Raw genomic sequence first — 23,390 nt, 5'->3', positions numbered from 1 at the left:
CTCCGAGCGAACAGGCGTCCTCCACGGGTTCGATTATCACCGCCCCCGCACGGAAAGCGGTGCCAGGCCAGGAACCGGGCCATCAGCATGATCGGATCGAAAGCATCAGCGGGTCGCCCGAAAGGCGAGCCACCCGCACATGGTGAACAATCGAGGCATGGCCGACACTGGAGCTGCCCGTCGACTCGGGGAAGATCCACCGGGCCGCGGGGGGCGTCCCCTGGATCTCAACGCCGACCTCGGTGAGGGCTTCGGAATCTGGCGGCTCACCGACGACGAGGCGCTGCTCGGCCTGGTGACAAGCGCCAACGTGGCCTGCGGTTTTCACGCCGGGGATCCGGCGACCATGCGGCGGACCTGCGAGCACGCCGTCCGTCTCGGGGTACGCATCGGCGCTCAGGTCAGCTATCGGGACCTCGCCGGATTCGGCCGTCGACGCATCGACATGGATCCGGATGACCTGCGTGACGATGTCACCTACCAGCTCGGCGCGCTCGACGCCTTCGCCCGGGTCGCCGGCGATCGGGTGCGCTACGTCAAACCGCACGGGGCGCTCTACAACACGATCGTCGCCGACGCCGAACAGGCACAGGCCGTGGTCGAGGCGGTCCGCGGCTACGACACGACGCTGCCGGTCCTCGGTCTACCGGGCTCGGTCTGGTTGCGCCAGGCCGCCGCCGCCGGCCTCACAACTGTCGGTGAGGCGTTCGCGGATCGCGCCTACACGCCCGAGGGCACGCTCGTCCCCCGCCGTCGCCCTGGTGCCGTGCTGGACGATCTGGACGCCGTGGTCGCCCGAGGCGTACGGATGGCCACGGAGGGAACTGTGCTCAGCGAACAGGGCACACCGGTGCGCATACTCGCCCGGTCCCTGTGCGTCCACGGCGACACCCCTGGGGCCGTCGAGGTGGTCAGGCGGCTGCGCCACGCCCTGTGTACCGCCGGTGTCGCGCTGTCGCCTTTCTGCTGAAAGGACCGTGATGCGCATCCTGCCCTGCGGGGGCGAAGCACTGCTCGTCGAGGTCGCGAACCTGCAAGAAGTCGAAGAACTTTATGGGCGGCTGCGGCGGAACATCCCGCCGGGCGTCATCGACCTGGTGCCGGCGGCGCGGACCATCCTCGTCGCGTTCGATCCGGCAGCCACCGGTCCGGCCCGGCTCCGGGCCCTGCTGCAGGAGGTGTCGGCCGGGTCGGCCGGTCGGCACCCGCCCGCCACGGCGAAGGTCGCGCCGCCGGCTATGATCATTCCCGTCCGTTACGACGGTCCCGACCTGGGTGACCTCGCGCGGCTCACCGGGCTCACCCCGGCGCAGATCATCCAACGGCACCTGCATGGTCGACATCGGGTCGCGTTCTGCGGCTTCGCGCCGGGCTTCGCCTACATCTCCGGTCTGGATCCGAGCCTGCGTGTTCCCCGCCGGAACAGTCCCCGCACGCGGGTGCCGGCAGGCGCCATCGCGATCGCCGACGAGTTCACCGGTGTGTACCCCCGGGCGTCGCCCGGCGGGTGGCATCTGATCGGCCGGACGGACCTGACCGTCTTCGACCTCACGCGAGATCCACCGGCCCTGCTCATGCCGGGCGCTGCGGTGCGCTTCGTCGCGGCGGACGCCGCCGGGGCTGTGCGGTCGTGACGGGGCCAGGGGAACGGGCCGATGAGATCGCGATCGTGGTCCCCGGGCCGTTCGCCACGGTGCAGGATCTCGGCCGACCCGGACTCGCGCACCTCGGCATCACCCGGTCCGGTGCCGTCGACCGCCACAGCCTGCGCCTGGCGAACCGCCTGGTGGGTAACGTGCCCAGCGCGGCAGCCATCGAAGTCACCTACGGGGGTCTGATCGTCCGGTTCAGCCACCCTGGAATGATCGCCGTCACCGGCGCGCCCTGCCCGCTCGAGCTCGCGGGCCACCAGATCGGGATGTACGCCCCGGTCGACGTACAGGCGGGCGCGCTGCTGCGAGTCGGTGTCCCGGCCCAGGGCGTGCGCACGTATCTGGGCATCCGCGGCGGGGTGGACGTACCGGCCGTACTCGGCTCCAGGTCCCGGGACACCCTCGCCGGCATCGGGCCCGAACCGCTGGTGGCAGGCGCGCGCCTCCCCCTCGGCCGAGAGATGTCCGATCCGCCGACGGTCGACCTCGCGCCGCATGCCCGTTATGTCGACCAGCCGAAGTTGCGGGTGCTGGCCGGTCCGCGGGCGGACTGGTTCGACGCAGCGGCCCTCGCGGACCTGTGCGCGAAGGTATACGAGGTCACGGCCGACAGCGATCGCGTCGGCGTCCGGCTGCGCGGTCCCGCGATGCATCGGCGGATCACCGCCGAGCTGCCGTCCGAGGCAGTCGTCGCCGGCGGGATTCAGATTCCCCCGAGTGGCCAGCCCGTGATCTTTCTTGCGGACCACCCGGTCACCGGCGGCTATCCCGTACTGGGTGTCGTCGCGGCCGCGGATCTTCCACTGGCCGCGCAGTGCCGACCCGGCCAGCGCCTTCGATTCCGCCCGGCTCGCGGGCTCGTGAACGCCCGGCCCGACGACTGACCTCACCGAGAGGTGAGGCGGCATGATCAGCGAACGTGGCGCCACGCCATCTGGGCACTATCAGTCGCTGAGAAGCAACGGCAGGTCAGCGCCAGGCGAAGACGGGCTGTTCGAACTCGGCGACCCGGGTATGCCGACCCCTCAGCACAAGCTCGGCGAACTGGTAGAGGATCGCGCCCGTCGGGGCGTGCACGAGGCTGCCGAGCAACGGAAGCTGGATGACGGGCCGGTCCGATTCGGGAATCGTGAGGAAACGCGGCCGCACGTCCAGCTCGTCGAGTGGTACGACATGGACTGAAGCGACCTCTCGAACCTCCGGGTTGGTGACCTGCAATCGTGAACCCGCCCACAACACCACCGGGGTCATCACGAAGCCGGATCGGGTCCCGTAGTCATCGAGGGTGCCGAGAACCTCCTGCGCCGGGAGCTCGACACCGACCTCTTCTGCCAGCTCGCGACGTGCGGTTGCCGCGGCATCCTCGCCGTCGTCCGCCCGGCCGCCGGGCAGCGCCCACTGCCCCGCGTGCGTCCGCATGCGGGCAGCCCGGCGGGTGAGCAGGAAACTGGGCCGGCCCTGCGCGTCCTCGCCGAGTGCCACCGCGACCGCCGCACGGCGGCGCCCCTCTGTAGGCAGTCGCTGCGGCTGAAAGCCGGCCACTGCCGCCGCCACCTTGGCCCGCACTTCGGATATGTCGTCACGCGTCACCATGATTTTCATACCAGCACGATCGCCGGCCTGGCGTCGACATGTCACATCTGCACATCTGCACGGCGGCACGGCGACGCTGAGCGCCGCCGCGTTGATGATCCGTGTTCTGACTGGGGTCGCGGGTCCTAACCGTTGTCGCGGCGCCGGTGGCGTCCGTAGGCACCCGCGCGTCCATCCGCCGGAAGGTCTGATCCCGCCGAGTCGACCCCGGTTGGCCTTCCTGCCCCGGGTGCGGGCGCCGAGGAGGGACGATCGCTCGGGTACACCTGCGGCTCGGACACGGGCGGCGCCAGCGTCTCCTCCCGACCGCCGCGCGATCGCAGTGCCGTGCGCTCCCGGTGCCGCCGCGCCGAAGCGACATCACGAACTCCGCGCACGCTCAGCCGGCCCCAGGCCGTCGAGCCCAGGAAAAGGACCACAGCACCCAGACCGTAGTAGAAGCTGATCCACTCGAGAGCCTGCCGGGCGGACCCGCCGAGAGGTGTTCCGATCGACCCGAGGTGCCACGGTGCGGCGAGCGTTGGACCGATGATGAACCAGGCTCCGGCACCGATTGCCAACCAGGCGCCGAGCGCAGCCGTTCCCCTGTTGGTGCTTGCCAGCAGTAGCAGACCGCCGACGAACGCCGCGATCCCCGGCAGTACCTCCAGCCAGAACCGCGCGGACGTCCAGGTCCATGCGCTGTTCGGGGTGAACGCGAAGTCGAAGTACGGGCCGACGAAGGGGATGAGTGCGCCCCAGATGCCCAGGAGCATCAGCAGCAAGCCGCTGACAGCGCCACGGCTACGGGGAATGTGCCAGGCGCCCAGCCCGCGGGCGCCCTCGTTGACGACGTCAGCCATCGAATGCTCCCTCTCCTCGGCCTGTCCGTAGGAGAGAGTTCCCCGCAGGATGTCTATGAACCACCTGGTCAGAGCGGAACGAAGGAGAGCCCCCGCGCCCGCAGCATGGGCAGCACCTGCTGCAGGGCGGCCACGGTCTGCGCGCGGTTTCCGCCGCCGTCGTGGCACAGCAGGATGTCGCCGGGACGGGCACCACCCAGGGACTGCCGGATGGACTCGGTTCCCGGGCGCGCCCAGTCCCGGGGGTCCACATCCCAACCCAGGGACGTCATGCCCAGGCCGGAGGCGGCCGCAAGCACGGCCGGGGACCAGTCCCCACCCGGTGCACGGAACAACCGAGGCGGCTCAGCGCCCGCGTCCACGATCGCCGACTGCGCGCGGGTCATCTCGACCCGGATCTGGTCCGGTGTACGGCGACTGAACGGCTGCGGGTGGGTCATCGTATGGTTACAAAGGGTATGCCCCTCCGCGACGATGCGGCGCACCAGCTCCGGGTTCGCCGCCGCCTGCGCGCCCACCAGCGAGAACGTCGCAGATACCCGATTGACGCGAAGGACCTCGAGTATCCGGGGAGTCCAGACCGGATGCGGACCATCGTCGATCGTCAGCGCGATGGCACTGGCCGGCGCATCCGGCCGCAGCTCGTGGATCCGGTGGGCGGGTGCGGCGGGAACCGGCACCGCGGTGGGAACCGGCACCGCCGCGGTACCGATCGTGCCGCTCGCGGCCTCTCCCGCCGATCCCCGGACGGCGCCGGACCGACTGCCGGCCGTGCCGGGCGGCCGGGCCGCCGAGTCGACGGCCCGCTGGCCGGCACGGGACTCCTCATTCGCCCGCGCCGGATCGACCACGGTGAGCAGAATGATGCCCGCCGCGCTCGAAGCGGACCAGGCGAACAACCGTCGACGAGAGACCGGTGGCTGCGGACGGTCACCACTACTCATCCGACGTCCCCACAAGCCACGACGTCCCCACCCGGCACCCGGCATCACCGCTCACGTCACCGCTCCCCCGTTCTGACCCGGTGGGCCACGAAATCGCCCCGGCGAAGGCCACAACCGTGATCCGCAGTGGCCAACGCCGCCAACCGGCCGGCCCTCAGCGAGGCCAGCGCGAATGCGGTAGACCATACGACGGGAAAGCATACCGAAAGCAAAACCGACCCCACAATCAGGTAGATCTTCGGCGAGATTCGCAAAGATAGTCGTACGACGACATGAATGTGCTTCTCACGGTCCACATCGGCACCAGTGCCGACCGCCGGAGTTCGGCCTCAGCGCCCGCCCGGGCCGAAGCGTTCGGTCCTGACCCGGGACGGATCATGGCCGAGCGCGACGAGCATGTCCGCGACGGACTCGACAAAGCCGTTCGGCCCGCAGACGTAGCACGTCGGCGCGAACTCGGCGGGCCACGCGACCGTGGACAACTCGGCGAGACCGAGGCGACGCGGCGGGCTCGACCAGTCCGGCGGCGTCGCTCTGGTGTAGATCCGCGTGACGTCGAGGCCGGGATCGGCGCGGGAGCGCAGCCGCAGCTCCGCCGAGTAGTAACCGGCGCCCGGCGTGCGGACCGAGTAGGCCAGCCGGAACGGCGCCCGGCTCGCCGCGGCGGCGCGGGCACGCACCATGGCCATCAGCGGCACGATGCCCGAGCCGCCGGCGACGAGGAGCACCGGTGCCCGGTCCTGCGGACGCCAGACGAACCAGCCGCCGATCGGGCCGCGGATCTCCACCGGGTCGCCGACGGCGAAAACCTGAGTCAGGTACGGCGAGACCTCGCCGTCCGCGACGCGCTGAATCGTGAGGACGACGCGAGCGCCATCGGCCGGGGCCGCGAGCGAGTAGCTACGGCGGGCGGTGTAGCCGTCCTCGGCGGTGAGACGTACGTCGACCCGTTGGCCGGCGAGATGACCCGGCCACTGCGGCACCTCGAGCACAAGAGTCCGCGCGCTCGGCGTCTCGTCGCGCACCTCGGCCAGACGGGCGACGTGCCAGGGCAGCCGGCCGGCCGCCGTCGGCCGAGCCGCCGGCTCCCGCAGCGGCTCCGCCACGCCCCGCCCCTCCCTCCACCATCGCATCCAGACAGCCATCCGGATGGCTCAGTCGCCGCGGTACCTCTGCTCGAGCCAGGGGTCACCGCGCTCGTGATATCCGCCGGCCTCCCAGAAGCCCGGCTCGTCCTCGGCCAGCAGGCGGAGGCCGCGCACCCACTTGGCGGACTTCCAGAAATACAGGTGGGGCACGAGCAGGCGGGCCGGGCCACCATGCTCGGAATCAAGATCGCTTCCGTCGAACCGGTGGACGACCCAGGCTCGCCCGTCCAGCAGGTCATCGACCGGCAGATTGGTGGTGTAGCCACCGTAGGAGTAGGCGAGAGCAAAGTCCGCGGAGGTCTCGACCTCGGCGAGCAACACATCCAGCGAGACGCCCTGCCACGCAGTGCCAAGCTTGGACCACTGGGTGACACAGTGGATGTCGACGGTAGGTGTCTCGCTCGGCAGAGCCATGAACTCCTGCCAGCTCCAGCGGTATCTGCGCCCGTCCTCATTCGTGATCACGAACTCCCACTGGTCGCGCGTCACCCGTGGAGTTGGCCCCGCGGAGAGGACCGGGAACCCTTTTTCCAGGTACTGACCTGGCGGAAGGTAGGTACGTGCCGACCGCCGGCGGCCGTGAAAGCCCGGCGAGACGATGCCCATAGCAACCAGACATACCACAGCCGGGCTCACGAGTCCGCCCGGCGCATTCCTGCCGACCACCAGCACGGCGGCCCGCCAGCCGGCAATCCGGGCGAAAGATGTCTGTTAACATAAATAGCCCGCACAGTCCACCGATGTTTAACGATCATCGATCGGCAACCGACGCGCGCCTTTGCAGGAGGACCGCTCATGGCCCGGCCAGCCGCTCCGGCGGCATCCCGCCCAGGCACATCGCAGGCACCGTCCGCACCGGCCGGCAGCCGGGCGTCGGCCGAGCCACCGGGGTCCCCCCCGCCCATCGACGATCGGATCTCGCGGGTGTCCCCTCCGCTTCCGGTAAGCGCGGTGCCGGTGGGCCGCCGGGTCCGCGTCCCCAAGACCGCCGAACTCGTCGCCAGCCAACTGCGGCGGAGAATCATTCGCGGCGAGCTCACCGAGGGCGATGCTCTCCCTCCCGAACCCACCCTGATGACGCAGTTCGGCGTCTCCCGGCCCACTCTGCGCGAAGCCTTTCGCGTCCTCGAGGCGGAGGCGCTGATCTCGGTGCGCCGCGGAGCTCACGGCGGCGCACGGGTCCACCTCCCGAGTCCAACGGTCGCCGCCCGCTACGCCGGCCTCGTCCTCGAACATCGCGGTGCCACCCTGGGCGACGTCCATCAGGCCAGCGCCATCATCGAGCCACCGTGCGCGGCGCTGCTAGCCGAACGGCACGATGCGGTGGACGTGTCGGTCCTGCGCGGCATCCTTGCCGAGGCCGACGAGGTCGTCGACGACCCCACGGCACTCGCGGCGGCGCAGGCGGCGTTCCACCTGGCCGTCGTCGAGCTCACCGGCAACAAGTCCCTGTCGGTGGTCACCGGCATGCTGCAACATCTCGTCGAGCTGACCAGCGCCCAGCATGGTCATGCCATCGCCGGCGCGGGCCCCGACGCCTCGCCCGCGTCGGCGGCGGCCGTCGACCGGGCGGTGGACAACCGGCTGAGCGCCGGTGCCACCCGCCAGCTCCACGCCGCCCTCGTCGACCTCGTCGAGATCGGTGATGCGGCGGGCGCCGACCGGCACTGGCGGCAGCATCTGGCCGCCCCCGACCATGCGATACCCGGGGGTCCGGCCGACCGCTGCGTCCTGGACCTGCTCGGTTGATCGGTTGATCAGCTGATCAACCGATCAACGGTCGCCGTCAGCGGCGTGGTCACCCGGCCAGACCGTCCACTGGGTCACCGGCATCGCCGCACGCCATCCGGTAAAGCCGCCGACGGGTGACGCCCGGCTGACCGACAGACGGGTCAGCTCCCCACCTCGCCGCGCGTACCAGGCCGCGAGCACCGCCTCGGACTCGAGCGTCACCGCGTTGACAACGAGCCGGCCGCGCCCCGCCAACGCCGCCCAGCAGGCTTCGAGCAGCCCGACGGCCGTGGCACCGCCGCCGACGAAAACCGCGTCGGGCGCAGGCAGGCCCGTCAGGGCCTGCGGGGCGTGGCCCGTGACGACGCGTAGCGCCGGTACCCCCAACGCCGTCGCGTTGCGCTGGATGCGCTCCGCTCGATCGGCCCGGGGTTCGATGGCGATCGCTCGACAGCTGGCATGGACACGCATCCACTCGATGGCGATGCTGCCGGAACCCGCCCCCACGTCCCAGAGCAGCTCGCCGGGGACAGGGCCGAGGCTGGCCAGGGTTACCGCCCGGATCTCGCGTTTGGTGATCTGGCCGTCGTGTTCGAAGGCGTCGTCGGGCAACCCGGGCGTGCGCGGCCGGTGCGCGGCCCCCTGCGCGGGCAGCGGCTCGACGGCGACCACGTTCAGGTCCGCCGGTGGGCGAAGCGAGGAGACGATCCGGGCGCTGCTCGGCCCCACCGTGCCAGTGGCCCGCCAGACGGCGGACGCGGCCGCCCAGTCTCGGGCCGGGGCCTGCTGTCGAGCCTCGTCGGCCGCGCCGAGCCGCTCCAACACCGTCAGCGGACTCCTGCCGTAACCGCGGTCGACCAGCAGATCGGCGAGCTCGAGGGGCGTGGTCCCGTCGGCGCTGAGCACCAGCAGGCGGCGATGCGGCGCGAGCGCGGCGTGCACCTGAGCCAACGGGCGGCCCACCGCGCTCACGACGTCGACCCCGTCCACGGCCCACCCCAGCCGTACGCAGGCCAGGGACACCGACGAGGGATGGGGCAGCACCCGCACCCGATCCGATCCCAGCAGGCGGACGAGCGTGGTGCCGATCCCGTGGAACATCGGATCGCCGCTGGCGAGGACGCAGACGTCGCTGCCGGACTTCGCGTCCCCGGCGGACTTCGCGTCGCTGGCGGCATCGGCGCCGCCCGTCCCGGCCACCGTGACGCCATGCTCGGCCAGCAGGCCGGCGAGGCCCGGCAGAAGCGGCGAAGGCCAGGTCATCCTGCGTGCGCCGATCCTGTGTCCGTCGGCGCGTTCCGGGATGAGATCAAGCTGTCGCCGTGCCCCGAAGAGCACGTCGGCCGCGCGAATGGCGTCGCGCGCTGCCGAAGACAGGCTGATCCAGCCGTCCGCGCCCACCCCGACGACGGTCACCCGCGGTGTCACACGCGGGTCCGCGACCGCCGGATCGGACGGTGGCACCGACGGGGGTTCTGGAGGGGACGCTGGACCTGGCACAGCGCGCCAGCGTAGTCCAACCTCGGATCAGCGGACGATGGGCCGAGCGGCGCCCGAAACCGCTGTCGTGGCTCAGCCGCCGTCAGGGCGACGGGCGGGGATGGTGGCCTTCCAGTCACCGCGGGCGAGCCGGATCGAACCGTCGTCTTCGATCTTCGCGCGGGCGCCGAGCCACGGGGTCCAACCCTGCCGGGGCCACTCGTCGCGCACGGCGTCGGCCACGTCCCACAGGCGGCGCGGCCCGCCCTGGTGGACGATCGGGAGTTCGGTGCCGACCGCGGTGGCCCGAGCCCACGATCCATCCGGGTGGGTCATGATCGCGGTGTGCCGGCCGTCGGGCCCGCGCTGGTAGCGGTGACCAGGGAGGGCAGGGTGGACGACGAGGTCACCCGGCCCGTGGGCCGATCGTCCTCGGCCGCATGATCGGCGTGGGCAATGCCCACGCGGGTGACCAGCGACCGGTCGGCGTAGGCGTCCGCAAGCGGCCCGCGGCGCACAACCCACTCCCCGCCGCCGCGCGCCCACCAGGCGGGCACGAGTTCGTGCCGCGGGGTGCCGGCGACGACCGGGTACCAGCGGGAGCCGGGATGGGTGACCGTATCGGCCAAGGCGCGGGCGTGGAGCTGCCAACCTTCAGTCACGAGTCGTAGTCCGGCTGGCACGTCGTCTCGCCCGCGGGGGGGCAAGTCGCTGCCGTCGTTCGGCACACACCCCTCCACGACCCCCTGGGGCCGCGGCACTGAGCCCACCGCGTCCAGCCACCGCTGCCCGGTCAGGAGGTCGGCCAACGGGGCGTCCAGGATGTTGCCGCCGTCGCAGTCACTGACCATCACGCACGGAGTGCGCCTGCCGTCAGGCTGGACCGCCGCACGACCGAGCCCGCAGTTCTCGCAGCCCCCCTCCTTGGCATCGCCGCCGGCCGCGCGGCCGAACGCGCGAACCTTGTCGACGCGGATGTTGGTGACGCCGAGGCCGAGCAGCTCGGCGCGCGCCCGGCTGACGTCGCCAGTCCCGGTGTCGATGAGGCCGACACTCAGCGGGATGTTTTGCTGCAGCGTCCTGATGATGTTCTCCCGGGTCCGGGCGTGGGAGCCGCGCCGGCCGGTGACCTGCTCATGCTCGGCCGGGACGCTGCTGTAGGAGCTGGTCGCCAGGCCCACGCCGGGCCGCGCGAAGACGCCCCACATCGAGTCGGACACGTGCACCAGGTTGGTGTACACGCCACACCACACCCCGCGAGCAGGGGGATGCCGTGGAGTCGTGGAAGCTGGAGATGGCCGAGTTCGCGCGGCGGATCACGGATCTACGCGGTAGCCGATCCGTACGCGGCTTTGCCAAGGAGGCGCGCGTTGACCGGGCCGACCTGACCCGGGTCGAGCAGGGCGAGCTGCTGCCATCTGAACGTATGGCAGCTCGCCTCGATAGCTATTGCGCCACCGCGGGCGAGCTCTCACGCTGGAGACGACGGATCCACGCCATGCGTACCGGTCTACCGGTGCCCCCCACGGACGAGGAGGTGGGTCCGACGGACCGCCGCGAATTCGGCCTGCTCGGGGCCGCCGCCGCTGCCGCCCAGATCTCGGGACGCATTGCCGCAGCCGCCGCGATCGCACCTCCGACCCTGCGCGAGATCGAGGCTGACATCAATGAGATCGCCGTGGCATACACGACCACCCCGGCCATGGTCCTGGCCGAGCGCGCGGAACGCAGGTGGCGGTCGACGGAGCAGATGCTGGATGGCCGGGTACGCGGGCGGACGCGCACGGTCTTGGATCTGCGGGCCGGCCAGTATTCGATCTATCTGGCATTGACCGCCAACGACTTGGGCGAGCAGGCGGCCAGCGACACATATCTCGACCTAGCCGGCCAGCACGCTCAAGAGGCAGGAGACCGGCTGCTGTCCGGCTGTGTCGCCGCCGTAGACAGCAGCTTCGAGTACTTCCGGAACAATCCTCATCGCGCGTAGGCCGTCGCCGCCGAGCGGCGTCGTAACGCACACCCGTATGCGAGGCCCATGCTCGCCGCGTGCGAATCCCGGGCTGCGGCCAGCGGCGGTGACGAGATCGGCGCCCGAGCCGCGCTCGACGACATGTGGAGCCACGTGTGGGCGGGCCCGGTGTTGCCTGGCGAGGTGCAAGTGGATGAGGACCAAGCGCTGGCTCAGACGGCCGCGATCCTCGCGACGCTGGAGGATCCGGCGTCGGAGGAGTTCGCGCGTCGGGCGGTGGATGCCCATCGCGCCGCGGGCCATACGACAAACTTGGGCGGCTCCTACAACGCCCTTGCGCGCAGCTACCTGTGCCGCGCTGAGCCGGATCCAGAGCGGGCCGCAGCGGCGACGCGCAGCGCGTCGGAGGCGGTCGGTGACCAGCGCACATCATGGGTTGTCGGGCCGGCCGCCCAGACATGGCAGCGGCTGGATACCCGCTGGCGATCACTGCCGGCAGTACGGGACCTTGGCGAGCTCGTGGCGGCGGCGCAGCGGCCCGCACTTCCGGCCGGAGCGGACGTCTGACGCGCTCGCCCTCGCAGGAGCCGCTGATGCAGGAGCTCGGCCGCCGGGCCGCCGCGGTCTGACCCACGTCGGCCGGTAACAGATCCGGCTGTTCCCCTGCCTCCCCTGCCGGTTCCGGGGTTACCGTCGACGCGGTACGAGAGCAAGCGTGGCATGGAACAAGCGCGGGAACACCCGGGGTGGAGCATCGTCCGGCAGCGGGGGGACGAAGCGCGGCGGGTCCGGTAGCAACCCAGTCGATGCCGGCACCACCGCCGCGGACTGCCCGACCTGCCAAGGGAAAGGCGAGACTGTCGCGCCGAACGCGGAGAGGGACGAGGACGGCGCGTACCCCGGCGCGCAGATGACCAGATGCACCTCATGCAACGGCACCGGCAAAATCGGCGGGAACAAGTGACCGACCAGCCGGAACCGGAGCGGATGGTGCCGCTGATCAGCGTAACTGGATGCAAACAATGCCGCCGGGCTCGCGGGGCCGCCATCGCCGGAGCCCGAGGCCCGCAGCCGGTTGCCCGTGATGGGTCCGGCCGCTGCCCGCATGGCATCGTGGACCGGACAGTATGGGCCGAGGGCGAAGGGCCGGGAGCCGAGCGGCCGCCGGATCCGTCGCCGCGGGAGGAGCGCCGCCAGGGCCCGGTCTGATCCGGCGGTTGACGGGGGTTCCGCGGGCTCGGCACCCGCGGTAGCCCGTACCGTCGTGGGGGCAGGCTGATGCGGCGAGAGGATCCGGACGTGACGCTGCTCTTCCCATCCCTGGACGTCGATTACGACGCTCCGGCCGTGCAGGTCGGCGAAGTGGTTCTGTCCCGGGCCGAGCTGATGGGAGCCGCGGCGACCGTGGCCGGGCGCGTCGCGGGGGCCGGGGCGGTCGCGGTGCACGCCGAGGCCTCCATGGCCCCCGTCGTCTCCGTCGTCGGCTGCCTGCTCGCCGGGGTGCCGGCGGTCCCGGTGCCACCGGATTCCGGTCCGCGCGAACGCGGCCATATCCTGCGGGACTCGCGCGCCGAGCTGCTGCTCGGCTCCCCGGACTGGGAGGATCTTCCGGTTCCGGTGGTGCCCGTCGATCCCGCCGCCCGCACCGCGTCGCCGGAGGCGATGACGGGCGGCCAGCGACGTTCGGACCAGGCGGCACTCATCCTTTACACCTCCGGCACGACCGGGGCGCCGAAGGGCGTCATGGTGCCGGCCGCGGCCATCGCCGCCGACCTCGACGCCCTCGCCGAGGCCTGGGCCTGGACCCCGGACGACACCCTCGTGCACGGGCTGCCGCTGTTCCACGTGCACGGCCTCGTCCTGGGTGTCCTCGGCGCGCTGCGGGTCGGCAGCCGACTGGTCCACACCGTCCGGCCGACTCCGACCGCGTATGCGGCCGCCGGTGGAAGCCTGTACTTCGGCGTGCCGACGGTCTGGTCCCGGGTCTGCGACGATCCGGACAGCGCGCGGGCCCTGGCCGCGGCCCGGTTGCTTGTCTCCGGAAGCGCGGCCCTGCCCACGCCGATCCTTGCCCGGCTCGCCACGCTCACCGGCTCGGCGCCCATCGAGCGCTACGGGATGACCGAGACGCTGATCACGACGAGCAGCCGCGCCGACGGCGAGCGCCGCGCCGGCTGGGTCGGCGCGGCGCTGAAGGGCGTGCGGACCAGGCTCGTCGACGACGAGACCGGTGCTGCACTGCCGGCCGACGGGCAGAGCATCGGCGAGTTGCAGATCCAGGGACCGACCTTGTTCGGGGGCTACCTGGGCCGCCCGGACGTCACCGACGCCTCCTTCACCGCCGACGGCTGGTTCCGGACCGGAGACGCGGCGGTGATCGCGCCGGATGGGCACCACCGCATCGTCGGACGACGGTCGACAGATCTGATCAAGTCCGGGGGCTACCGCATCGGCGCGGGCGAGGTGGAGGCCGCGTTGCTGGCACATCCGCAGGTACGGGAGGCGGCCGTCGTCGGCCTTCCCGACGACGACCTCGGGCAGCGGATCGCGGCCTTCGTCGTCGCCCCCGACCTAATCGGCGGTGGAAGGAGCAGCCGATCGGCCGCGGTCGACCTCACCGACTTCGTGGCCCGGGAGCTGTCCGTCCACAAACGACCGCGGGAGATCCACTTCGTCTCCGAGCTACCCCGCAATCCCATGGGCAAGGTCCGCAAGTCCGCCCTGACCCCCTGACTCCCTGACTCCCCCGGCGATGGGGGTAGCTCACCCCACGGCGGCGCGACGCCCCGCACGTCCCCCTCGACGGCGCCCTGACGGGCTGAGGGGGCCCACCGGGCCGTCGCCGCCCCCCGGCGGCGGTCCGAACGGACCCGCCGGCGGATGCTCGTCTCGCGCAGGTCGCTCCTGCGCCGCTGCCCGGGGCCGCGTCGGTGGGGCTGTGGCGAGCCCCCGGTAGAACGCGCTGGTCGCCATCAACTCGTCGTGGGTGCCCTCCGCGATCACCCGTCCCTCGTCCAGCACGACGATGCGGTCGGCGGCGCGGACCGTGGAGATGCGGTGGGCGATGACGAGCAGGGCGCGCTCGGCGGCGATCCGACGCATCGCCAGGGTGAGCGCGCGCTCGTTGACCGCGTCGAGCTGGGACGTCGGCTCGTCCAGCAGCAGCACGGCGGGGCGCGGCAGCAGCGCCCGGGCGATCGCCACCCGCTGTCGCTCCCCACCAGAGAGCAGCACGCCGTGATCGCCGACCGGGGTGTGCAGCCCGTCCGGCAGCCGGTCGACAAGATCCCGCAGCCCCGCCGTCGCCACCACCTGCGCGATCTCGTCCTCGCCCGCGTCCGGCATCGCATAGACGATGTTGTCCCGCAGCGTGCCGTGCAGCACCGGTGTGTTCTGTTCGACCAGGTTCACCCAGGTCCGGGCGCTACTGCGGGAGAGGGAACGGACATCGCGGCCGGCGAAGAGGATCAGGCCCTCATCCGGATCGTAGAACCGCTCGACAAGTTCGAGGACGGTCGACTTGCCTGCTCCCGAGGCGCCGACCAGCGCGATGTGGCCCCGCCTCGGCACCTGGAACGACACTCCACGCAGCACAGGCGTCGCGGTGTAGGCGAATCGCACGTCTCGCAGCTCGATCGCCGCCGATCGGTCGCCGTCACCCGTCGGCGTCGGCGCTGCGGCCGCAGCGAGCCGTTCTCCCCCGCCTGCTCGTTCGGCCGGGGGCACGCTGTCGTCGTCCTCCCGCGGCAGCGCGAACACGGCGTTGACCCGCGAGAGCGCGCCGAGACCGCGCTGGATCGTCGCCGCGGACTCGATGAGCGCAGACAACGGCATGACCAGGTAGGTCGCATAGAGGAGGAAGGCGACGAGGCTGCCGAGCGAGACCGAACCCCGGGCCACCAGCACACCCCCGGCCAGCAGGACGACCAGGACGCTGCCCTGCACGGCCAGCTGCATGGCAGGAGCGATGACCGAGTCCAGCTTCGCCATCCGCAGGCCCGCCTGGTAGGCGCCGGCGGCGTGATCGCCGATCCGCTCGGTCTCGCGGAGCTCGGCCCGGTTCGCCCGCACGGTGCGGATGGCGACCAGGGCTCGTTCCAGGTCCGCGGTCATGCCCCCGACGCTGGCCTGCCCCTGCTCGGACACCGCGCGGATGCGGGACAGCGCGCTGAGGACGATCACCCCGGCCACGGCGACCACCGCGAGGACGAGCAGGAACAGCCAGACGTTGAGCCAGACCATCAGGGCGATGGCACCGACCACCCCGATCAGGTTGGTGATCACCGAGGTGAAGCTGTAGGCCACCGCTTCCCGCACCACGGTGGTGTCCGTGTTCGCCCGCGAGATGAGATCCCCGATCCGGCGGGTGTCGAAGATCTGCACCCGCAGCGCAAGCAGATGGCCGATCAGCCGCCGGCGCAGGCTGAGCAGGATCCCCTGACCGGCTCGTTCCAGTAGGTAATGCCCGATGGTGTCGATGATCGCCTGGCCCACAAACAGGCCCAGAAGCGCCCCAACCAGCCACAACGGGATGCCACCCGCCTGCGCGGTGTCGATCACTCTCATCACGAGAAGTGGCTGGAGCACCCCGACACCGGTGCCGATCACGGTCAGCACCGTGGCGATCATCACGGGTCGTCGGTACCCACGCAGCAACGCCCAGAGCTCAGCCAGCCCCCTCACCACGGCGCGGCCCCCGGCCCGACGACGAGCAGCGCCCGCAGGTAGCCGGGCGGCATCGACTCCCCGACGATCACACCGTCGGCCTCGACCCACGCATGCGCGGCAAACGGCGCGACAGTGCGCACCCCGACGCACCAGGTCGGCACGCTGCCTGTCATCCGGCACAGCAGGGTGGTGGCGATCGAGCGGGGCACGCAACCCCGCTCCCCCCGACATGTGGGGCTCACGGCCATCACCGCCCGGCGGGCGGCGAGTGCGCTGGTGTATTCCGCCGGCCGGGCGCCGGAGCCCAGCCGGGCGAGCACGCGACGGATGCGCGCAGGCGGCTGGGTCGCGAGCAGCCGCGCGGCCCCGACCGCGGCCATCGCCCCCAACCGGCGACCGGGGCGCAGCAGGACCTCCGACGGTTCGACGACCATCAGCGCCGTCACCACCGTGCCTCCGACCTGTTGACGTGGTGGCCGGGGCACCCGGCCTCGACCTCAGACGACCGGCTGGCCTCAGACGGCGGCTCGATCAGGCCGACATCGGCGAGCTGGGCCAGCAGGCCCTCGACGTCGCGGCGCGCGACCTGCGGATCGACTTCTCTCGTCGCGCACAACTCCCGCACGGCGGCCGCGACGTCTCCCCCGTCCAGCATCACGCGGAGCACCAGATCACCCGAGGGGTTGAGCGTCCAGTACCGCCCATCGTCGGTGTGCAACAGCACGGCGCCGTATTCGGTCGGCGCCCGCACCACGTCGGATCGCAACATCACCATGTCCACTCCTGCTGGTCCGTCGATCGTCAGCAGATCTCCCACGCCATGGGTGCCGTCGCCGGCCTCCCGCCGGCCTCCCGCGGCCCGCCCGCGCTCAGTCGAGGCGACCGGCGAGGGTACGCAGCCATGCGTCGGCCGCGAAGGTCGCCTGGAGGGTCTCGGGCCGGCGGTCCGCGTCGGTGCCTCGCCGACACGCCTCCCGCAGCGCGTCCGGTTCGATGAGCCCGAGCTCGGCCAGCGGCGAATCGTCGCACAGCCCCATCAGGACGCCACGGTTCGCCGCCAGCCCCCGGTCCTGCTCGGCGTCGGCGTCCGCGCTGGTCTCCCGGCACCCGCAGTTCGCCGGCACCACCTGCCGCATCGCCTCCTTGAGCAGCGACTTGTCCTGCCACGGGAAGGTGCGCTCCTGCGGCCGAACGGCGAGTGCGGCGCGGACGACCCGGTCGTCGAGGAACGGCGCGCTCAGCGGCGGGCCGACCGGGGCCGCGACCTGGTCGAGCAGCCGGAAGGCGGACGCGGCGGTGCGGATCGCGAACAGGTCGGCGTGTCCGTCGCGCGTCGGGGCCAGGGGGCTGGCTCGGCGAGCCGCGTCGCCGAGGGCTTCCGCGATGAGCCCCAGGGCGACGCGGGTCAGCCAGACCGGGACGATCGGCGGCAGCGTCCAGTCCAGAGCCGTCACATCGGGTGGCCCGTGCCGCGTCGGGTTCCCCCCACGCGCAGCCTGATGGAGGGTGCGGGCCATGTCGCCCAGGCAGTCGGAATAGTCCCGACGGCGCATCATCCGCAGGCTCGCGACCCACGGCCAGCCCTGGCGGGCGTGGTAGCCGCTCAGGTGCCGCATCGCGGTCCAGGGGTGCCGGCGGGCCAGCCGAGGCAGGTAGTTCGGCGTACCCCCGGCGATTTCCTCGCCGCCGGAACCCGTCAGGTGCAGGCGCGGACCGTAAAGGGCGACCCGCTCGAGCCCCGCGCGCAGCCTCGCCCGGTCGACGACGCCGGCGAAGGGATGATCGAGCGGCTCACCGGCGCAGGCGAGGCCGTCGAAGACAAGCGGGAGCTCGCGTGCGGGCACGATTTCCCGGGCGACGCCGGGCAGCGAGGCGACCGCCCGGGCCACCCGGCGCGGATCGTCGCCATCGGCGCCCCGGGCGATCCCGGTGACGGCGACGATGTCTGCCGGACCGCGGGCCGCCAGGCAGCACACCGAGATCGAATCCAGCCCACCGGACAGGTCCGCACTGACCGTGCGCCCCGCCGCCACCCGCACGGCCACCGCCTCGGTGAGGGCCGCGCGCAGGATCGGTGCGCCCTCGGCCTGCGAACGCGCCGCTGCCGGCTGCCGCCACCAGCGCATCAGCTCGACCCGTCCATCACGGTCCGCGAACAGGTAGTGGTCGGGTGGCACGGCCTCAACCGACTCCCACGCAACGAGGTCGTCGAGCGGGTGCGGCGGGCAGGGGGCAAGCAGCGCCAGCGCCAGCGCCGTCCGGTTCAGTCCGCCGCCGGTCAGTTCAGCAAGAACGTCGGCGCGATCCGCGGCGACGTTCTGCCCCCCCGAAACCGCGGTGAAGATCCGCCGTGTGCCGGTCGGGCTGCCCTGGAGCCTGCGCTGCCCGTTGATCTCGGCGATGACGTGATAGTCGCCGGCCACGGCGCGCGCGATGTCGAGAGCGTGCACGTCCCGCGCCGCCAGGAGCAACCGCAGGAGCTGAGTGGGATTCGTCGCGGCACAACCGACCAGCGCTATCCGGGCCCGACCGGTCGCCGCGCTGACCACCGCTTCATCGGGCCAGTCGCCGACGATCCACGGCCGCCCCGAGGCGTGTCTGAGCACTCTGCGGATCCCGGCGGGCAGCGTCACCGGTTCCCGGTCCGCGAAGGCGACGAACCAGCAGCTCGGCCGGGACGGCGCCCGCCGGGCGTCGCCGCGGCCCAGCCGACGGGCAGTGATGGGCGTTGTCACCGCGACCCCAGCCGCTCAGCGGAGGAACCCGCCGGGGACGGATCCCCCACCGCCGTGACGGCCTTGCCGGCCCCGGGTCGCCCCGCCGAACCGGCCGCCGGGCGCCAGGTGCTGGGATCCACAGCTCGCCGTCATGGATGCTCCCTAAGTTCGCATTGCTCCGCCTTACGGGCAGGTGGAGGCACGGTCCCTCGGTGGGGATTCCCGCGGATGGTTCACTGCCGGTTCAGCGGTGCCGGCGTGCCCGTCTGCTCCGAGGACGACCGCGACCAGCCGCGATCCGGGTCCAGGACCTGCTGATGCACGCGGCGCAGTTCCGCGCCGGGCTCGATCCCAAGCTCCGTCACCAACCGCTGATAGAGGTCGCGGTACTCGCACAGCGCCTCGGCCCGGCGACCGCTGCGCTCCAACGCGACCAGCAGTTGCGCCCAGAGGCGCTCCCGGGTCGGGTACTCCACCGTGAGCGCACGCAGCGCCGGTAGCACCTGATCATGCTCACCGAGTGCGATTCGCGCGTCGATCAGCGCCTCCCGGACCGTCCACCGGGCCTCCTCCAGACGGAGACTCTCGGCGCCACCGACCTCGGCCGGCAGCTGGTCGAACGCGTTTCCGCGCCACCAGCCGAGCGCCTGCTCGAACAGCTCCGCGGCCTGGGTAGGCGTCCCTGCGCGGGCCGCGACGCGGCCGCGTTCGGCTGCCTGCTCGAAGCGGACCACGTCGATCTCATCGGGCGCGACGACCAGTCTGTACTCCCCCGAACGGCTTTCGATGCGACCTGGGCCGGCCGGGCGGCGAAGGACCGTAGCCCGCGGGCCCACCGCCCTGATCGATGCCGGCACCGCCGGATCCCCTGCTGCCGTGGGCAGCGTGTGCCGCAGCTCGGACAGATAGGTCTTGATGTTGCCGAACGCCGACCTGGGTGCGTCGTCCTGCCAGAGCGCCAGACGCATCTCCTCCACCGAGGTCCACCGCCCGGCGTGCAGCAGCAGTGTGAGCAGAAGCGCCCGCTTCTTGCGCTGGTCGATGCGGACGCGCTCCCCCGGCCCGCGCCAGACCTCCAGCGGGCCGAGTACGGCAAACACCACACCCGGCCCGGGCCCGGCCGCCGCCGCACCGGGCCACCGGAAGGCGTGATCTGCTTCGCCGGGAGTCCGGGTGCCGGGACGGACGATCGGGCCCGAAACGATTCCGAGCTCGTCGATCATGATGATCCTCGTCGGTTGGAGGTCCTCGTTGATCGGGCCCCGTTGCACCTTTGCCCAGGGGCCGACGGCCCGCCTGGGCCGGTGCAGGAAATACCCCGCTCGACCGGCGATAGTCCTCTCACTCCGCCGGAGTGTGACGGTCGCTCAGGAGATGGCGTCCTGCGGGATGCGATGGATTGTGACGATGCGACGGCCGTCTGGCGCCCCGAGACGGCGCCGCCGCCGGGTGGACCGGAACTCCACCCGGCGGCGGCGCACCGCTCGGGATCTGTCAGATGCCGAGGCTGGCCCGTGTCTGGGGCCCGACCACGCCGTCCACCAGCAGACCATGCTTGAGCTGGCAGTCCTTGACCATGTGGTTCGTCTGGTAACCGAACTGGCCGTCGACGCTGATCGGGTAACCGAGGTCGGCCAGCTTCTGCTGAATCTGCCGTACGTCCTGCCGGTAGCCCAGACCGCTGGCAAGTGACGGATACGCGGGCGCGGGCGCGGGCGCCGGAGCGGGCGCGGCGTAGGAGATGCTACGGACGCTGATGCCGCCGCCGGCGACGGCGGCCGCCGCGGCCTGGCCTCGCCCCAGGAACCGGCTGTACCTGCCGTAGGTGTATGCGCTCCAGGCCGTGACGCCCTGACTGTCGCAGACCTGCTTCGCCGCCCAGGCGTTGGTGGCGGGGTCGTAGAGGTTGCGGCTGCCCACCCAGCCGGCGTGCGCACGCATGTTGATCTGCCAGAGCCCGCGCGAGTCCTCACCGACCGTGGCGTGGGCGAAGGTATTGCCGCCTGACTCCCCGAGAGCGACCGCAACCCAGGTGGACAGCGGGACGCCACGGCAGCCGGCGAGACCCGCGTTCGCCGCCGCGCTGGCGATCGTCACGTCCGAGACGGTGCCGGTGCCGGTGGCGGTGGCGGCACTCGCCGGGCTCGCGGTGGCAAGCATGCTGGCTCCGGCACCGATCACGCCGGCGGCGGCGATGACGGCGCCGCGGTGCCGGGTGGATCGCTTCCGATGCTTTCCATTAGACATTCTTTGACATCTCATTTCGGTGTCGTCGAACACAGGTTTGGAATCGGTTATGGCTACCGCTCAACGGAGGGGAGCGGTTCTCATTCGCCAGATATGGGCAGCACAGACTATCTGATTTCGAAAAAGCATCCGTCCGGGTCGCGCGGACGATCGACGAAAGGAGCTTCGAGATTGGGTGAGAGTTCCGGCCCGATCAGCGAGATGACCGCATCACGCCTGGCCGCCCGATGCAGACGGTCCGGGGATCGCGGTCGACCGCCGGCGGCGACCCGTGCGGTCCGCCAGGTGGGTCGGTGATGTCATGCGTGCACATGGTCGGCCGGCAGGCGCCGGCCGGTGGCACGTTCTCGCGGCTGCGTCAGGGCGAGAACGGCGCCCGTCATGGCGAGGGCGCGTCGCAGAAAGCACAGGTCGGCAGGGTGGTCAGCGAGACCCTGGCCGCGCGTTCCCGGTGCACAGGCAACGTAAGAATCCTTCCCGTACGCCTGCGAGGTTAGCTGTCGGGTTCGGGCCGGGAAGCCCGGTCGTCTCCGTGGAGGCGACTTAACCCCGAGGGCGGCCGTGACGGGGCCGCCCGGCGGAACATGGTTCCCCCGCTTCTGCCCAAGCTGTCTCGGAGGGACCCCGGACCGTGGGCAGAATTCGGCGTCGGCCCGGGGTAACTGGTGCCCGGCAACCGTAGCGAACTACGTACCGTAGTGACAAGTACTAGTTCTGTACGAATTTTGGCGCACGCCCATCACTTTGCGTGCATAGCGCTGCGACACCGCAACTCTCAGAGATCGACCGAATCTTCAAATCTCGAGAAGGATCACCGATTATCGACCGTGCGACCCAATTCGTACGGCCGAGGGCAGGAGACGGCCGGTACGGCCGGTACGGCCGGTGTCGACGGCGGTGGAGAGACCGAGCCCGCGGACAGGACCATGCGCAGCCCGGCGAGCCGGGGGTCGATCTGAGGGGGGCGGCTTGGTCAGGCTGGCGAGGCGAACCGTGGAGCGGAGGCCAGCCGTGGCATCCGAAGGCCTTCCAGGAAGAGCAGGATGTGCGCGCCGGCCGCACGGCGCCCCGAGCCGGACAGCACGCCCCGGCCACCGGGAAGGGCCGCGAGCCTCGCCCGCCGGGCGGTCCGCGTCGCCATCCGAACGAGCGGAAACGGAGTCACCGGATCGTCCTCGCCGTGCAGCAGCAGGATGGGGAGGTCCGGGAGCGATCGCGGGATCGGCTCGCCGGGATACTCGTCGGCGACCGGGCGGTGCAGCAGCGGCAGATCCACCAGGATGAGCGCATCCGGGCGGACGGCGGGCGACGCGGCGCCGACGAGTGCGCGCAGGGCGCCGCTGTCCGAACCGAGCAGAACGAACGGCAGTCCCGGCTCGCGCGCCTCGCCAAGGGCCAGGACCGAGTCCTGACCATGGTCGAGAAAGGTCACCTGATAGCCATCGAGCGCCAGCCTGAAAGCCAGGTTCTCGAAAATCTCAGCGGATTCCCCGCGGCCGGGAAGGAGGACCACATTGGCCCCCGCGCGCCGGGTGGTATCGCCGCTCGGCCAGTAGCGGGAACCGGGACCGCCGACGTAGCCGCGTGGGCGCGGATGGGAGGGGAGCGGGGAGAGTGGAATGGACACGGCATGCTCCGATCAGAGCCGTCCGGACGCGGATGACAACGCGCGCCAGCACGAAGAAAAAGGGACACGTGCCAGCGATGGGAAGCCCGATCGGCGCAGCCCGGCCGAATGGTGATGGGTGCGACAGCGATGGGGTGCAGCGGCAGAGCACGTGCGAGATGCCTGGGACGACGACGACGCTTCGGCGGGGAAGGACTAGCGAGGCACCCGGACCGGACAGACCGCGGAGGCGACACGCAGAAAGTCGATGTGGCCACGGATGACCAGAGCGGACGGCCGTCGAGCCGGACGAGGCATGGTCGAAATTCTGGCCGCGCCCCGAACGCATGTCAACACGATTAACCCTAGTTTCGTGGATATTTCCGCCGGTCGCCGGAGTCCGCCACGTTGCGTGCTCGAGGCGGACTCCGGTCTCCGTGGCGGACAGAGCGCCACGGAGATGCAGGTACATGGACGTCACGCGGCGCTAGCGGGAGCGGCCAGGCAGCCGCGGAGCGCGGACACCACAGACCGGCGGCGGGCCCACATGCAGCTCAGGCAGCGGCGCCCGCCATCGCGTTGCAGCTGTCCATGCAGGCCCGGCAGGCACGGGCAGGCTGGTCGTCGCGCGGCATCTTCTCGCACATTCTCCGCGCAGGCGCCGCAGACCCGTGCGCACATGGTACACATTGTCGCCGCGGAACGGCGACATCCGGCACATCAGATCGGCGCAGGTCCTGGTGACCGCCGCGCAGTCCATCATGAGCCGCAGGTTCATCATGAGCCGCAGGTTC

Annotated in this window: 22 protein-coding genes, 1 pseudogene and 1 riboswitch; of the genes and pseudogenes, 7 read left to right on the top strand and 16 right to left on the bottom strand. The window is 71.4% G+C overall.

Going from position 1 to position 23,390, the window contains the following annotated elements; translation table 11 throughout:
- Positions 1 to 157 precede the first annotated feature (157 nt).
- From G6R25_RS01840 to G6R25_RS01830, 3 genes are read left to right on the top strand one after another with little or no spacing between them, the layout of a single operon-like run.
- Positions 158 to 970, top strand: a complete 813-nt coding sequence (locus tag G6R25_RS01840) for a LamB/YcsF family protein (protein WP_235947098.1) — start codon at positions 158 to 160, stop codon at positions 968 to 970.
- Between the two features lie 10 nt (positions 971 to 980).
- A complete protein-coding gene (locus G6R25_RS01835; RefSeq protein WP_163551408.1) occupies positions 981 to 1,634 on the top strand; it encodes a 5-oxoprolinase subunit B family protein in 654 nt (217 codons plus the stop codon).
- Positions 1,631 to 2,536: a 5-oxoprolinase subunit C family protein gene (locus tag G6R25_RS01830; RefSeq protein WP_163551407.1), complete on the top strand. Its 906-nt coding sequence runs from the start codon at positions 1,631 to 1,633 to the stop codon at positions 2,534 to 2,536. Before G6R25_RS01835 ends, G6R25_RS01830 begins: the two co-directional genes overlap by 4 nt.
- Before the next feature lie 85 nt (positions 2,537 to 2,621).
- Here G6R25_RS01830 and G6R25_RS01825 read toward each other — a convergent pair whose 3' ends face one another.
- The 5 genes from G6R25_RS01825 to G6R25_RS01805 all read right to left on the bottom strand — a co-directional run bounded on the left by G6R25_RS01825 (position 2,622) and on the right by G6R25_RS01805 (position 6,785).
- Positions 2,622 to 3,194, bottom strand: a complete 573-nt coding sequence (locus tag G6R25_RS01825) for an NUDIX hydrolase (protein WP_235947096.1) — start codon at positions 3,192 to 3,194, stop codon at positions 2,622 to 2,624.
- Between the two features lie 176 nt (positions 3,195 to 3,370).
- Positions 3,371 to 4,087: a hypothetical protein gene (locus G6R25_RS01820; RefSeq protein WP_163551405.1), complete on the bottom strand. Its 717-nt coding sequence runs from the start codon at positions 4,085 to 4,087 to the stop codon at positions 3,371 to 3,373.
- A 68-nt stretch (positions 4,088 to 4,155) separates the two neighbouring features.
- A complete protein-coding gene (locus G6R25_RS01815) occupies positions 4,156 to 5,031 on the bottom strand; it encodes a polysaccharide deacetylase family protein (protein WP_235947094.1) in 876 nt (291 codons plus the stop codon).
- A 329-nt stretch (positions 5,032 to 5,360) separates the two neighbouring features.
- Positions 5,361 to 6,137, bottom strand: a complete 777-nt coding sequence (locus G6R25_RS01810) for a ferredoxin reductase (protein ID WP_163551404.1) — start codon at positions 6,135 to 6,137, stop codon at positions 5,361 to 5,363.
- A 48-nt stretch (positions 6,138 to 6,185) separates the two neighbouring features.
- Positions 6,186 to 6,785 carry a sulfite oxidase-like oxidoreductase gene (locus tag G6R25_RS01805; protein ID WP_163551403.1) on the bottom strand — a complete coding sequence of 200 codons (600 nt, stop codon included), beginning with the start codon at positions 6,783 to 6,785 and terminating at the stop codon, positions 6,186 to 6,188.
- 318 nt (positions 6,786 to 7,103) lie between these two features.
- Here G6R25_RS01805 and G6R25_RS01800 point away from each other — a divergent pair, with 318 nt between their 5' ends.
- Entirely contained in the window at positions 7,104 to 7,928 is an 825-nt protein-coding gene (locus tag G6R25_RS01800; RefSeq protein ID WP_235947090.1) for a FadR/GntR family transcriptional regulator, read from the top strand.
- A 24-nt stretch (positions 7,929 to 7,952) separates the two neighbouring features.
- On the opposite strand, the gene cbiE is transcribed toward G6R25_RS01800, so the two are convergent.
- The 3 genes from cbiE to G6R25_RS25915 form a co-directional block, all read right to left on the bottom strand.
- The gene (cbiE, locus tag G6R25_RS01795) at positions 7,953 to 9,338 is read right to left on the bottom strand and encodes a precorrin-6y C5,15-methyltransferase (decarboxylating) subunit CbiE (RefSeq protein WP_163551402.1); all 1,386 of its coding nucleotides are present in this window, start codon (positions 9,336 to 9,338) and stop codon (positions 7,953 to 7,955) included.
- Positions 9,339 to 9,482: 144 nt separating this feature from the next.
- Complete coding sequence (locus G6R25_RS25920) at positions 9,483 to 9,725, bottom strand: hypothetical protein (RefSeq protein WP_235826206.1); 243 nt, start codon at positions 9,723 to 9,725, stop codon at positions 9,483 to 9,485.
- The gene (locus G6R25_RS25915; RefSeq protein ID WP_235947088.1) at positions 9,722 to 10,630 is read right to left on the bottom strand and encodes a hypothetical protein; all 909 of its coding nucleotides are present in this window, start codon (positions 10,628 to 10,630) and stop codon (positions 9,722 to 9,724) included. The genes G6R25_RS25920 and G6R25_RS25915 overlap by 4 nt, the downstream gene beginning before the upstream one ends.
- A gap of 53 nt (positions 10,631 to 10,683) precedes the next feature.
- Between G6R25_RS25915 and G6R25_RS25910 the strand changes: the two genes are divergently transcribed.
- The 3 genes from G6R25_RS25910 to G6R25_RS01775 all read left to right on the top strand — a co-directional run bounded on the left by G6R25_RS25910 (position 10,684) and on the right by G6R25_RS01775 (position 14,091).
- Positions 10,684 to 11,376: a helix-turn-helix domain-containing protein gene (locus G6R25_RS25910; RefSeq protein WP_235947086.1), complete on the top strand. Its 693-nt coding sequence runs from the start codon at positions 10,684 to 10,686 to the stop codon at positions 11,374 to 11,376.
- Between the two features lie 48 nt (positions 11,377 to 11,424).
- Positions 11,425 to 11,925 carry a hypothetical protein gene (locus tag G6R25_RS25905; RefSeq protein ID WP_235825704.1) on the top strand — a complete coding sequence of 167 codons (501 nt, stop codon included), beginning with the start codon at positions 11,425 to 11,427 and terminating at the stop codon, positions 11,923 to 11,925.
- Positions 11,926 to 12,657: 732 nt separating this feature from the next.
- Complete coding sequence (locus tag G6R25_RS01775) at positions 12,658 to 14,091, top strand: acyl-CoA synthetase (RefSeq protein ID WP_163551401.1); 1,434 nt, start codon at positions 12,658 to 12,660, stop codon at positions 14,089 to 14,091.
- A 30-nt stretch (positions 14,092 to 14,121) separates the two neighbouring features.
- Here G6R25_RS01775 and G6R25_RS01770 read toward each other — a convergent pair whose 3' ends face one another.
- The 8 genes and pseudogenes from G6R25_RS01770 to G6R25_RS24880 form a co-directional block, all read right to left on the bottom strand.
- Positions 14,122 to 15,987, bottom strand: a complete 1,866-nt coding sequence (locus G6R25_RS01770; RefSeq protein ID WP_235947085.1) for an ABC transporter ATP-binding protein — start codon at positions 15,985 to 15,987, stop codon at positions 14,122 to 14,124.
- Between the two features lie 50 nt (positions 15,988 to 16,037).
- Positions 16,038 to 16,475: a lasso peptide biosynthesis B2 protein gene (locus G6R25_RS01765; protein ID WP_336500321.1), complete on the bottom strand. Its 438-nt coding sequence runs from the start codon at positions 16,473 to 16,475 to the stop codon at positions 16,038 to 16,040.
- Positions 16,469 to 16,801 carry a lasso peptide biosynthesis PqqD family chaperone gene (locus G6R25_RS01760; protein WP_163551399.1) on the bottom strand — a complete coding sequence of 111 codons (333 nt, stop codon included), beginning with the start codon at positions 16,799 to 16,801 and terminating at the stop codon, positions 16,469 to 16,471. The genes G6R25_RS01765 and G6R25_RS01760 overlap by 7 nt, the downstream gene beginning before the upstream one ends.
- A gap of 94 nt (positions 16,802 to 16,895) precedes the next feature.
- Positions 16,896 to 18,761 carry an asparagine synthase-related protein gene (locus tag G6R25_RS01755; protein ID WP_163551398.1) on the bottom strand — a complete coding sequence of 622 codons (1,866 nt, stop codon included), beginning with the start codon at positions 18,759 to 18,761 and terminating at the stop codon, positions 16,896 to 16,898.
- 215 nt (positions 18,762 to 18,976) lie between these two features.
- The gene (locus G6R25_RS01750; RefSeq protein ID WP_163551397.1) at positions 18,977 to 19,966 is read right to left on the bottom strand and encodes an AfsR/SARP family transcriptional regulator; all 990 of its coding nucleotides are present in this window, start codon (positions 19,964 to 19,966) and stop codon (positions 18,977 to 18,979) included.
- A gap of 271 nt (positions 19,967 to 20,237) precedes the next feature.
- Positions 20,238 to 20,990, bottom strand: a complete 753-nt coding sequence (locus G6R25_RS01745) for a peptidoglycan-binding protein (RefSeq protein WP_163551396.1) — start codon at positions 20,988 to 20,990, stop codon at positions 20,238 to 20,240.
- 467 nt (positions 20,991 to 21,457) lie between these two features.
- Positions 21,458 to 21,648, bottom strand: a riboswitch (cyclic di-AMP (ydaO/yuaA leader).
- A gap of 315 nt (positions 21,649 to 21,963) precedes the next feature.
- Positions 21,964 to 22,617, bottom strand: a complete 654-nt coding sequence (locus G6R25_RS01740; protein WP_163551395.1) for an alpha/beta hydrolase — start codon at positions 22,615 to 22,617, stop codon at positions 21,964 to 21,966.
- A 466-nt stretch (positions 22,618 to 23,083) separates the two neighbouring features.
- Positions 23,084 to 23,390: pseudogene (locus tag G6R25_RS24880) on the bottom strand (hypothetical protein); the annotation flags it as partial.

This window comes from Candidatus Frankia alpina, assembly GCF_902806485.1.
GTDB classification, from domain to species: Bacteria; Actinomycetota; Actinomycetes; order Frankiales; family Frankiaceae; genus Frankia; species Frankia alpina.
The sequence above is the reverse complement of the archived record's forward strand: the minus strand, read 5'-3'. Positions and strand labels throughout refer to the sequence as shown.

Coding starts and splice junctions, on each gene's coding strand:
- G6R25_RS01840 (WP_235947098.1), top strand. CDS start 158: ATGGCCGACACTGGAGCTGCCCGTCGACTCGGGGAAGATCCACCGGGC.
- G6R25_RS01835 (WP_163551408.1), top strand. CDS start 981: ATGCGCATCCTGCCCTGCGGGGGCGAAGCACTGCTCGTCGAGGTCGCG.
- G6R25_RS01820 (WP_163551405.1), bottom strand. CDS start 4,087: ATGGCTGACGTCGTCAACGAGGGCGCCCGCGGGCTGGGCGCCTGGCAC.
- G6R25_RS01815 (WP_235947094.1), bottom strand. CDS start 5,031: ATGAGTAGTGGTGACCGTCCGCAGCCACCGGTCTCTCGTCGACGGTTG.
- G6R25_RS01805 (WP_163551403.1), bottom strand. CDS start 6,785: ATGGGCATCGTCTCGCCGGGCTTTCACGGCCGCCGGCGGTCGGCACGT.
- G6R25_RS25920 (WP_235826206.1), bottom strand. CDS start 9,725: ATGACCCACCCGGATGGATCGTGGGCTCGGGCCACCGCGGTCGGCACC.
- G6R25_RS25910 (WP_235947086.1), top strand. CDS start 10,684: ATGGCCGAGTTCGCGCGGCGGATCACGGATCTACGCGGTAGCCGATCC.
- G6R25_RS25905 (WP_235825704.1), top strand. CDS start 11,425: ATGCTCGCCGCGTGCGAATCCCGGGCTGCGGCCAGCGGCGGTGACGAG.
- G6R25_RS01770 (WP_235947085.1), bottom strand. CDS start 15,987: ATGATCGCCACGGTGCTGACCGTGATCGGCACCGGTGTCGGGGTGCTC.
- G6R25_RS01760 (WP_163551399.1), bottom strand. CDS start 16,801: ATGGTGATGTTGCGATCCGACGTGGTGCGGGCGCCGACCGAATACGGC.
- G6R25_RS01750 (WP_163551397.1), bottom strand. CDS start 19,966: ATGATCGACGAGCTCGGAATCGTTTCGGGCCCGATCGTCCGTCCCGGC.
- G6R25_RS01745 (WP_163551396.1), bottom strand. CDS start 20,990: ATGTCTAATGGAAAGCATCGGAAGCGATCCACCCGGCACCGCGGCGCC.